This is a genomic window from Rhizobacter sp., from assembly GCF_035702065.1.
Lineage (GTDB): Bacteria > Pseudomonadota > Gammaproteobacteria > Burkholderiales > Burkholderiaceae_C > Rhizobacter.
This window is the reverse complement of sequence record NZ_DASSRA010000047.1, coordinates 1-10,964: the sequence shown is the minus strand read 5'-3', so window position 1 is coordinate 10,964 and position 10,964 is coordinate 1. Positions and strand designations below refer to the sequence as shown.

Sequence of the window (10,964 nt, the reverse complement as noted above, 5' to 3'; positions counted from 1 at the left end):
GTCTTGGCGGCGCGGGGGATGTCGTCGAAGTCGGGGAACACCACGAAGGCCGACTTGCCGCCCAGCTCGTTGTAGACGCGCTTCAGGTTGCTGCGGCCGGCGTACTCCAGCATCTTGCGGCCCACGCGCGTGGAGCCGGTGAAGCCGATGGCGTCGACGTCCATGTGCAGGGCCAGTGCCTCGCCAGCCTCATGGCCGTAGCCGGGCACGACATTGAACACGCCTTCGGGCAGACCGGCTTCGAGTGCCAGCTCGGCCAGGCGCAGGGCGGTCAGCGGTGACTTCTCGCTCGGCTTGAGCACCACCGAGTTGCCCGCGGCCAGTGCCGGCCCGAGCTTCCAGGCGGCCATGATCATCGGGTAGTTCCAGGGCACGACCGCGCCGATCACGCCCATGGGCTCGCGGGTGATCAGCGCCAGCGCGCTGCGCGGTGTGGGTGCGATCTCGTCGTAGACCTTGTCCACCGCCTCGGCGTACCAGGCAATGCAGCGGGCGGCCGAGGGCACGTCGACCGACTGGCTGTACTTGATGGGCTTGCCCATGTCGAGGGTTTCGAGCAGGGCCAGTTCGTCTTTCGCGGACTGGATCTTCTCGGCAAAGCGCAGCAGCACCTTCTTGCGCGAGGCGGGCGCCTGGCGGGCCCAGCGGCCGTCGTCGAACGTGGCACGGGCGGAGGCCACTGCCGCGTCGATGTCGGCCGCCTGGCCACGTGCGACCTGCGCGATGCGGCGGCCGTGCAGGGGCGAGAGCTTGTCGAACACCTCACCCGCCACCGCCGCCACCCGCTTGCCGCCGATGAAGGCCCGGCCGTCGAGCTTCAGCGCGGCGGCCTTGGCGTGCCAATCGGGAGCAGGGGTGTTCATGCGCGTCTTTCGATGTCAGAAGCTGACGACCACCGAGCCTCCCAGCAGGTGGTTGTCCTTGGTGTAGCTGCCATCCTTCACGTTGAAGAAGACGTTCTCGCTGGCGCGGTCATAGCGGTACTCGAACTTGAAGGTGGTGTTGGGGTTGAAGAGAAAGCCCAGGCCCAGCGAGAGGGCGTAGCGGTTGGCACCCGTTTCCGGGTCGGTCTGCGACCAGACGCCGGTGCCGTCGTCGGTGTAGCCTGGGCCGATACCGTTGCGGCCGTCGCTGCCATAGCCCAGCAGGCCGCCGCCGTTCTTCTTGTTGTAGAGGTAGTCGAAGCGCGCAATGCCTTCGAAGCGCGGCGTGAACTTGTAGGCGCCGAGGGTGGACAGGCCGTACCAGCTTGCGTCGCGCAACTCGCCGGTATTGGGGTCGGCGGTGATGGCGGCGTTCTTCTGCTTGCCGTAGCTCACCTGGCCCTGGATCGTCCAGTCGCCGCGGGTGAACCACGCATCGGTCTCGAACAAGAAGAGCGAGGTGGCCGACCCGCCATTCACGAGGTTGGCTGCCTTGCCGGCGACTCCGGCCAAGCCGAAGCCGGAGAACTCACCCCGGGCGTAGTCGCCGCGGAAGGCGAAGACCGGTGTGGTCTGGTCGGCTGTCTGCTTGGAGGCGTTCATGTTCGCCACCACGCCCTTCATGACCCACTTGCCGCGCGTCAGTTCGAGGCCGGCGCCGGTGTAGGCGGTGGGCAGGGTGAAGTCGAACAGCAGGTTGTGGGTGATCAGCTTGTTGAGCGTGGGCTGCAGGTACTCATAGCCCGACCAGTCGGGGAGCTGGCCGGCGATGAGGCGGGTCTGCAGGTCGGTCAGCGGCACCGAGACACTGGCCTCATGGACGATGGAGCTGTTGAACACGGCGCCGACACCGCGGTTGGGCGCCAGCGTCAGCCGCCACTTGGTGCCGCCTTCCATTTCCTTCTGGAAGTCGATCATGGCCATGCCGAAGTACGAGTTGTCGTAGTTGTAGCCGTCGTCGTCGACCGAGTTCAGGAACTGGAAGCCGGAGCGGTTCTGCGCCTTGTTATAGATGTAGGCCGGGTCCATCTGGCCGCTGATCTTGAGGCCGCGGAAGCCCATGGCCTCCTGGTTGTCTTCGAGCGCTTCGGTCTTGACGGCGATGCGGTTGAAGTCCTGCTGCTGCTGGGTGGTCATGCCGCCGCTGCTGGCCTTGGCGGCCTCGGCGTCCTGGAGCTTCTTGTCCAGCGCGTCCATGCGCTCCTTCAGGGCCTTTTGTTCCTTGCGCAGATCGTCGAGCGACTGGGCGCCCGCAGCCAAGGGGAAAGCGGCCACCAGGGCCAGGCTCAGAGCCGTGAAGTGCCAAGTCTTGGGCCAGTTCTTCGTCATGAGTTTCTCCTCGGGCTGCGGTTGGTATGGGGTTGGGGCTGAGGGTCGGGGCAGAGGTCAGTTGCGCGCGGCCTCGGCCACCTCGCGGGCGCGCTTGCGGTCGTTGCGGGCGATCATCAGGCTGGCGGCGATCACGCCGAGCGAGACCACCAGCACGATCAAGGTGGCGACGGCATTGACGCTCGGGTTCAGGCCCAGGCGGGCACGCGAAAAGATCACCAGCGGCAAGGTGGTGGCTCCGGGGCCGGAGAGGAAGGCCGAGAGCACCACGTCGTCGAGCGAAAGCGTGAAGGTGAGCAGCCAGGCCGACAGCAGTGCCTGGCCGATCATGGGCAGGGTGACCAGGTAGAACACCTGCCAGGGGCGGGCACCGAGGTCGAGCGCGGCTTCTTCGAGCTGCGGGTTCAGATCGCTGAGGCGCGCCTGCACCACGACCGTGGCATAGGCCATGCCCAGCAGCAGGTGGCCGAGCCAGATGGTCATCATGCCGCGCTCGGGGAAGCCCAGCCAGCGTTGCACCGAGACGAGCATCAGCAGCAGTGACAGGCCGACGATCACCTCGGGCATCACCAGCGGTGCATTGACCATGCCCGAGAACATGGTGCGTCCGGAGAAGCGCTTGTACTTGACCAGCGAGAAGGCGGCCAGCGTGCCCAGGACAACGGCGGTGCAGGCGGTGACGAAGGCGATCTTCAGTGACAACCAGAAGCCCACCAGGATCTCAGTGTCAGTCGCCAGCTTGGTGTACCAGTTCAACGTGAAGCCGCGCCACACGTTGGGCACCGGCGAGTCATTGAACGAGAACACGACCAAGGCGATGATGGGCAGGTACAGGAACGCAAAACCTGCGGTAAGCCAGCCTCGGCCAAACCAGCGCGGGTTCATTTACGAACCTCCTGCGCCTCGGCCTGGTACTTGTTGAAGATGGCCAGCGGCACGATGATCAAGAGCACCATCACCACGGCCACGGTGGAGGCCATGGGCCAGTCGTTGTTGCTGAAGAACTCGTCCCACATCACGCGGCCGATCATCAGCGTCTGCGGGCCGCCCAGCAGCTCGGGGATCACGAACTCGCCCACGCAGGGGATGAACACCAGCATGCTGCCGGCGATGATGCCGGCGGTGGAGAGCGGCACCGTCACCTTCCAGAAGGCCACCCAGGCGGTGGCGCCGAGGTCGGCCGCTGCTTCCAGCAGGCGCAGGTCCATCTTGGCCAGGTTGGAGTACAGCGGCAGGATCATGAAGGGCAGGTAGGTGTAGGTCATGCCCAGCACCAGCGAGAAAGGCGTGTTCATCAGCTGGCCCGCCGCCGGGATCAGGCCGAGCGCGACCAGCAGCCGATCGAGGCCCAGGCCGGTGATGAACTCGTAGGCCCAGCCGTGCTCGGTGAGCAGGCCCTTCCAGGCGTAGACGCGCAGCAGGAAAGACGTCCAGAACGGCAGCATCACCAGCATCAGCAGGGCCGGCTGCACGGTGGCCTTGGCCCGTGCCATGAAGTAGGCGAAGGGGTAGCCGATGAACAGGCACAGCACCGTGGTGACGGCGGCGTACTTGAGGCTGGAGAGATAGGTCTTGAAGTAGAGGTCGTCCTGCGTGATGAAGATGTAGTTGCTGAAGCGCAGCGCAAGCTGCAACACGCCTTCGTTCCAGGTGACCAGGTCTTTGAAGTTGACCGTCTCCATCTCGGAGACGCTGATCTTCATCACGATCAGGAAGGGCAGCAGGAAGAACACCAGCAGCCACACGTACGGCACGCCGATCACGGCCACGCGGCCGCGGGCGAGCGAACGGAGCCAGAGCGCGAACTTCATGCCGTGAGCACCACTTGGGAGGTGGGCGACCAACTGGCCCAGGCGGTGTCGCCCCATGTGAGCGGGTCACTGTGGCGTTCGGTGTTGCTCTCGCTCACCTTGAGCACCTGGCCGCTGGCGAGCGTGAGGTGGTAGACGGTGTAGCTGCCGAAGTACGACATGTCCTTCACCGTGCCCTGCACCATGTTGTGCTCGCCGTCCGGCCGGTCGCGGCCGATGCGGATCTTCTCGGGGCGCAGCGCCACGGTGACGTCCATGCCCTCGGTGCCGGTGATGCCGTGGCCCACGTAGTGCACGCAATCGGCGCAGGTGACGATGACGTGGTCGGGCTCGTCTGCCGTGAGCGTGCCGTCCATCAGGTTCACATTGCCGATGAAGTCGGCCACGAAACGCGTGGCGGGGGTCTCGTAGATCTCGCTCGGCGCGCCCACCTGCAGAAAGCGGCCTTCGCTCATCACCGCGATGCGCGAGGCCATGGTCATGGCTTCTTCCTGGTCGTGGGTGACCATCACGCAGGTCACGCCCACGTTCTCGATGATGTTGACGAGCTCGATCTGGGTTTCTTCGCGCAGCTTCTTGTCGAGCGCGCCCAGGGGCTCATCGAGCAGCAGCAATTGCGGCTTCTTGGCCAGGCTGCGCGCCAGCGCCACCCGCTGCTGCTGCCCGCCAGAGAGCTGGTGCGGCTTGCGCTTGGCGAACTTGCCGAGCTGCACCAGCTTGAGCATGGCCTCGACCTGGGCGGCGATCTGGTCGGCCGGCAGGCCGTCGCGCTTCAAGCCGAAGGCGATGTTGTCCCACACCGTGAGGTGTGGGAAGAGCGCATAGCTCTGGAACATCATGTTGAGCGGCCGCAGGTGCGGCGGCAGCCCGGCCAGGTCGTGCCCGTTCAGGATGATTTGCCCGGAGGTGGGCGTCTCGAAGCCTGCGAGCATGCGCAGGAGCGTGGTCTTGCCGCAGCCCGACGAGCCGAGCAGGGCGAAGATCTCGCCCTTGGCGATGTCGATGCTGACGTGGTTGACGGCCTTGTAGCCGCCGAAATCCTTGACCACATCGCGGATCTGCAGGAAGGCAGAGGCTGCGGCGGCAGGCGGCTGCGCCTGGGACATGCTGGCTCCTTCTTGCTTCACAGTCCGGTCTTGAACGAGGTGTAGGTGCGGGTCATCAGGCGGCGCAGGTCGTTGGCGATGGCGTCGGGGGCGGACATTTTCTTCATTTCGGATTCAGGCGGGAACACGGTCGGGTTGTTGGCGATTTCAGGCTTGACCAGCGGCTTGGACTCTTTGTTGGGGTTGGCATAGAACACCTTGTTGGTGAGCGATGCGCTGACCTCGGGGCGGAGAATGTAATTGATGAACTTGTGCGCATTGTTCGGGTGCGCCGCGTCGTTGGGGATGACCATCACGTCGAAGAACAGCAGGCCACCGGTCTTGGGCAGCAGGGCCTCGATCTTCTGGCCGGTGCGCCCGTCGATGGCGCGCTGGCGGGCGATGTTGATGTCGCCCGACCAGCCGAGCGCCAGGCAGATCGAGCCGCTGGCCATGTCGGTGATGTAGCCCGAGGAGCTGAAGAGCGTCACGTAGGGGCGGATGGTCTTGAGCAGGTTGGCCGCGGCGGCATAGTCACCGGCGGTCTTGCTGTAGGCGGGCTTGCCCAGGTAGTAGAGCGCCGCCGGCACCACCTCGGTGGGCGAATCGAGGAACGAGACGCCGCAGCTCTTGAGCTTGCTGATGTACTCGGGCTTGAAGACCAGGTCCCAGGCGTTTTCGGGCATGGGCATGCTGCCGAGCGCCGCCTTGACCTTGTCGACGTTGATGCCCACCGTGGTGTAGCCCCACAGCCAGTTCACCATGTAGTCGTTGCCTGGGTCGAGCTTGGCGAGCTGGGATTGCACCGCGGGGTCGAGGTTCTTGAGGTTGGGCACCTGGCTCTTGTCGATCTTGCGCAGCAGGCCGCCGTCGACCTGCAGCTTGGCCCAGTGCGAGGAGGGCACGACGATGTCGTAGCCCGTCTTGCCGGCCACCAGCTTGGCGTGGACGATCTCGTTGTTGTCGAAGTTGTCGTAGCGGACCTTGATGCCCGTTTCTTTCTCGAAGTTCTTGAGCGTGTCGTCGGCGATGTAGTCGGACCAGTTGTAGACGTTCAGAACCTTCTCTTCCTCCTGGGCCCACGCCGAGCCGGCCGTGAGGCCTGCAGACACAGAAAGTACCCATCCCAGAGCGCACCCCAGAGCGCCAAACAGCTGTTTCATCGCCTTCTCCTGTCTAGGTTGAAATTGTGTCGAACCGCGCCGGAACCGCGTGAGAGTCTAGGCAGGCCGCCAACGGGCGGCTCTACAGGCAAACCCCGTGCCACCGGGGTAACGGCTCACAGCCACCCACGCTGCTTGAGCTCAGCGTGCGTCAAATCGAGACACTTGCGGATCAGCGCCGCCATCTCGTCGATCTGGGCCAGCGTCATGACCAGCGGCGGGGCGATGATCATGCGGTCGCCGACCGCACGCATGATCAGGCCGTTGCCGAAACAATGCGCCCGGCACAGCATGCCGACTTCGAGCTGGCTGTCGAACGTCTGGCCGGTGGCTTTGTCCTTGACGATCTGCAGCGCGCCCATCAGGCCGCAGGTCTGGGCCTCGCCGATGAGCGGGTGCTCGGACAGCGCCGCAAAGTGCTTCGCCAGGTGCGGCCCCAACTCGTTGCGCACGCGCTCGACCAGCTTCTCGCGCTGGATCAGCTTGATGTTGGCCACCGCCACGGCACAGGCCACCGGGTGGCCCGAGTAGGTGTAGCCGTGGGCGAACTCGCCTCCCTGGTCGATGAGCGCACGTGCCACGCGTTCGCCCACCATCACGCCGCCGAGCGGGATGTAGCCCGAACTCACGCCCTTGGCGAAGGTCATGAGGTCAGGCTTGAAGCCCATGGTCTCGCAGCCGAACCAGTTGCCGGTGCGGCCGAAGCCGGTGATGACCTCGTCGGAGATCAGCAGGATGCCGTGCTGGTCGCAGATGCGCTGGATCTCGGGCCAGTAGGTGGATGGCGGCACGATCACGCCACCCGCGCCTTGCACCGGCTCGCCGATGAAGGCCGCCACCTTGTCGGCGCCGATCTCGATGATCTTGGCTTCGAGTGCGCGCGCGGCCTTGAGGCCGAAGTCTTCGCGGCTGAGGCGGCGGTCGCTCTCGAACCAGAACGGCTGCTCGATGTGCACGATGCCGGGAATGGGCAGGCCGCCTTGCTCGTGCATGCCGCTCATGCCGCCCAGCGAAGCGCCGGCCATGGTGGAGCCGTGGTAGGCGTTGTGGCGGCTGATGATCACGTTGCGTTGGGGCTGGCCTTGCAAGTCCCAGTAGCGGCGCACCATGCGCACGATGGTGTCGTTGGCCTCGGAGCCGGAGCCGGCGAAGAACACGTGCTTGAACTGCGGCGGTGTCACCTGCGCCAGCAGCTCGGCGAGCTCGATCGCAGGCGGCGTGGCGGTCTGGAAGAAGGAGTTGTAGAAGGGCAGGGTCTTGAGCTGCTGCGTGGCCGCGTCGATCAGCTCCTGCCGGCCGTAGCCCACGTTCACGCACCACAGGCCGCTCATGGCGTCGAGGATCTTGTGGCCCTCGCTGTCCCAGAGGTAGATGTTCTCGGCCCGGGTGATGACGCGCGAGCCCTTGGCTGCCAGCGACTTGAAATCGGTGAACGGGTGGAGGTAGTGCGCCGCGTCGGCGGCCTGCCAGTCTTGGGTGGTTCTTGTCATGTGATGTGCTTTCAGACGTGCAGCAGCAGGTGCTCGCGCTCCCACGGCGAAATGACTTTCATGAACTCCTCGTGCTCGATGTCCTTGATCTCGGAGTACACGGTGATGAACTCCTTGCCGAGCACGTCGTGCAGGTCCTTCTCGTCGGCGAGCCAGCCCAGCGCTTCGCTCAGCGACCGCGGGAGCTGGTACTCGGAGAGGTAGGCGTCGCCCTTGCACTCGGGCGAGGGCTCGATGCGGTTCTTCAGGCCCAGGTAGCCACAGGCCAGCGTGGCGGCCAGGGCGACGTAGGGGTTGGCGTCGGCGCCGATCACGCGGTTCTCGATGCGCCGCGCGGCCGGCGTGGCCACCGGCGAGCGGATGCCCACGGTGCGGTTGTCTGTGCCCCACTGGATGTTGATGGGCGCAGACATCGAGCGCGCCAGCCGCCGGTAAGAGTTGACGTAGGGCGCGAAGAGCGCCATCGCCGCCGGCGTGTACTTCTGCAGCCCACCGATGTACCAGTAGAACTCCTTGGAGGGTGAGCCATCGGGGTTGCTGAAGATGTTCTGTCCGCTTGCCTTGTTGACGATGCTCTGGTGCACGTGCATCGCGCTGCCGGGCTCGTTGGCCATGGGCTTGGCCATGAAGGTGGCGTACATCTCGTGGCGCAGCGCGGCCTCGCGGATGGTGCGCTTGAAGAAGAACACCTCGTCGGCCAGGCCCAGCGGGTGGTCGTGGAAGAAGTTGATCTCCATCTGCCCGGCGCCCACCTCGTGGATGAGGGTGTCGACGTTGAGTTCCATCTGCTCGCAGTAGGCGTAGATGTCTTCGAACAGGGGGTCGAACTCGTTCACCGCGTCGATCGAATAGGCCTGGCGCGAGGTCTCGGCGCGGCCGCTGCGGCCCTTGGGCGGGCGCAACGGCGTGTTGGGGTCGGAGTTGCGCTCGATCAGATAGAACTCGAGCTCGGGCGCGACCACCGGCTCCCAGCCTTCGGCCGCATACAGGTCGCAGATGTTGCGCAGCACCGAGCGTGGCGCATACGGGATCATCTTGCCGTTGCGGTCGAAGCAGTCGTGGATTACCTGCGCGGTCGGGTCGACGGCCCAGGGCACGATGCGCACCGTGCTCGGGTCGGGGCGCAGGTGCATGTCGCGGTCGGTGGCGTGGATGACGTCGTAGTACGGGCCTTCCTCGGGGACCTCGCCCGTCACGCCGATCGCCACGATGGCCTCGGGCAGCCGCATGCCGCGGTCTTCAGTGAACTTCTCGCGCGGCAGGATCTTGCCGCGCGCCACACCGGTGAGGTCGGGCACCAGGCACTCGATCTCGGTCACGCGCTTGTCGTTGAGCCATTGCTCCAGGTCGCTGAAGCTGAAGTTGTTCTTGTCCACCATGGGTCACCTGTCTGAGTTGTGGGCCAGAGGGCTGGTCTGGCCGGAGCCGCCGTGTGCAGGGCTCGCTATCGATCAGGGTCGGGGTCGTGGGGGACTTCTCTGTGGCTGTTGCGGAAGGACTGGCAGGCTGCGCCAAAGGCCTTGAAGAGGCGCAGCGAGATGGGGTTTTCGGCGGCCTTCCACTCGGGGTGCCATTGCACGCAGAGGTTGAAGCCTTTGGCCGAGGGCATGGAGAAGGCTTCGACCAGGCCGTCGGGTGCGCGTCCTTCGACCACCAGGCCCGGCGCCAAGTCCTTCACGCCTTGCCCATGGGCGGTGTTCACCTTGAACTCGCGCTGCTCGACGATGGACGACAGCAGACCTCGCGGCTCGACGATCACGTCGTGCGCGAAGCCGTATTGCTCTTCGGGTGTCTTGTCGGTGATGCCGCGGTGGTCGTGCTGCCCGGGGATCTCTTGCACGGCCTGATACAGGCTGCCGCCCAGCGCGACGTTGGCCTCCTGGAAGCCGCGGCAGATGGCGAACAGCGGAATGCCTCGTGCCAGCGCGCGAGGAACCAGCGGCAGCACCCAGGCGTCGCGGTCGCGGTCGAGGGGGAGGGTGGTGTCGTGCACCTCTTCGCCGAAGTGGCTGGGGTGGACGTTGGAGGGGGAGCCGGTCAGCAGCACGCCATCGGCGTGGTCCAGCAGCTCATCGACTTCGGTGGCGTGCACGAAAGGCACGATGAGCGGGAGGCAACCCGCGAGGCGGACTGCGTCGATGTATTTCTTGCCCGCCACGTGGAAGGGGTGGGCCCCGATCATGCGGTTGCAGGCGGGAATCAGAACCACCGGCTTCTGGGCCGGCACACTGGCTGGGGTGGCGTTCATTGGGCTTGCTGCGCTGCGGTTCTTGGCCGGCGCACTGGGCTTTCTGTATACCGTTCGTGAGCAATGAGTGTGCCCGGCTTGTGCACGAAGTCAACATCGGCAAAGCACCGCGCATGGGCTTCAGAGCATGTCGCGCAATTGGTAGTAGGCCATGGCGAGCACCAGCGAAGGTGTGCGCAGCCAGCGCCCGCCAGGGAAGTTGCGGTGCCGGATGCGGGCGAAGGTGTCGAAGCGCTCCGCACTGCCGGCAACGGCCTCGGCGACCAGCTTGCCGGCCAGGCCGGTGAGGGCGAGGCCATGGCCGGAGAAGCCTTGCAGGTAGTAAACGTTGGGATGCAGGCGCCCGAAGTCGGGTGCGCGGTTCATCGAGATGTCGACGAAGCCGCCCCAGGCGTATTCGACCTTTGTACCCGTGAGCTGCGGAAAGCTTCGCGCCATGCGCTGCTGCATGCTGGCAGCGAGGTTGATCGGCGTGGCGGTGCTGTAGCTCACCCGCCCGCCATACAGCATGCGGTGGTCCGGCGTAGGGCGAAAGTAGTCGAGCACGAAGTTGTTGTCGCACACCGCTGAGCGTGAAGGGATCAGCGAGTCGCACAGCGCCGGGTCGAGCGGGGCCGAGGTGACGATGTAGGTGCCGACCGGCATGATCCGCGCCGACAGCTTGGGCGCCAGGCCCTGCAGGTACACGTTGCCGGCCAGAAGCGCGTGCGATGCGCGCACTTCGCCCGAGGCAGTCTGCAATCGCACGGGTGCACCAGGCGTGAGCTTTGTGACGGCCGTGTGCTCGAAGATGCGCACACCCAGGCTGGCCGCAGCGCGCGCCAGGCCCAGGCTGTACTGCAGCGGGTTGAGATGGCCCGAGCGCGGGTCGTGCACGCCGCTGTGGAAGCGCGGGCTGGCGATCCACTGCGGCAG

10 protein-coding genes are annotated in these 10,964 nt (G+C 65.5%); all 10 read right to left on the bottom strand.

The window, feature by feature from the left end:
- Window positions 1-863: aldehyde dehydrogenase family protein (locus tag VFL64_RS02145; protein WP_489538734.1), on the bottom strand; the 863-nt coding region annotated here is incomplete at its 3' end.
- Between the two features lie 15 nt (window positions 864-878).
- A complete protein-coding gene (locus VFL64_RS02140) occupies window positions 879-2,252 on the bottom strand; it encodes a DUF3138 family protein (protein ID WP_489538733.1) in 1,374 nt (457 codons plus the stop codon).
- A gap of 57 nt (window positions 2,253-2,309) precedes the next feature.
- Window positions 2,310-3,137, bottom strand: a complete 828-nt coding sequence (locus tag VFL64_RS02135) for an ABC transporter permease (RefSeq protein ID WP_489538732.1) — start codon at window positions 3,135-3,137, stop codon at window positions 2,310-2,312.
- A complete protein-coding gene (locus VFL64_RS02130) occupies window positions 3,134-4,063 on the bottom strand; it encodes an ABC transporter permease subunit (RefSeq protein WP_489538731.1) in 930 nt (309 codons plus the stop codon). Before VFL64_RS02130 ends, VFL64_RS02135 begins: the two co-directional genes overlap by 4 nt.
- Window positions 4,060-5,169 (bottom strand): ABC transporter ATP-binding protein, encoded by a 1,110-nt coding sequence (locus VFL64_RS02125; RefSeq protein ID WP_489538730.1) that lies wholly within the window; start codon window positions 5,167-5,169, stop codon window positions 4,060-4,062. The genes VFL64_RS02130 and VFL64_RS02125 overlap by 4 nt, the downstream gene beginning before the upstream one ends.
- A 17-nt stretch (window positions 5,170-5,186) precedes the next feature.
- Window positions 5,187-6,311, bottom strand: a complete 1,125-nt coding sequence (locus VFL64_RS02120) for a polyamine ABC transporter substrate-binding protein (protein ID WP_489538729.1) — start codon at window positions 6,309-6,311, stop codon at window positions 5,187-5,189.
- Window positions 6,312-6,427: 116 nt separating this feature from the next.
- Window positions 6,428-7,801: an aspartate aminotransferase family protein gene (locus VFL64_RS02115; RefSeq protein WP_489538728.1), complete on the bottom strand. Its 1,374-nt coding sequence runs from the start codon at window positions 7,799-7,801 to the stop codon at window positions 6,428-6,430.
- 11 nt (window positions 7,802-7,812) lie between these two features.
- Window positions 7,813-9,180: a glutamine synthetase family protein gene (locus VFL64_RS02110; RefSeq protein ID WP_489538727.1), complete on the bottom strand. Its 1,368-nt coding sequence runs from the start codon at window positions 9,178-9,180 to the stop codon at window positions 7,813-7,815.
- 65 nt (window positions 9,181-9,245) lie between these two features.
- The gene (locus tag VFL64_RS02105) at window positions 9,246-10,049 is read right to left on the bottom strand and encodes a gamma-glutamyl-gamma-aminobutyrate hydrolase family protein (RefSeq protein WP_489538726.1); all 804 of its coding nucleotides are present in this window, start codon (window positions 10,047-10,049) and stop codon (window positions 9,246-9,248) included.
- A 120-nt stretch (window positions 10,050-10,169) separates the two neighbouring features.
- A partial coding sequence (locus tag VFL64_RS02100; protein WP_489538725.1) for an NAD(P)/FAD-dependent oxidoreductase occupies window positions 10,170-10,964 on the bottom strand: 795 nt, incomplete at its 5' end.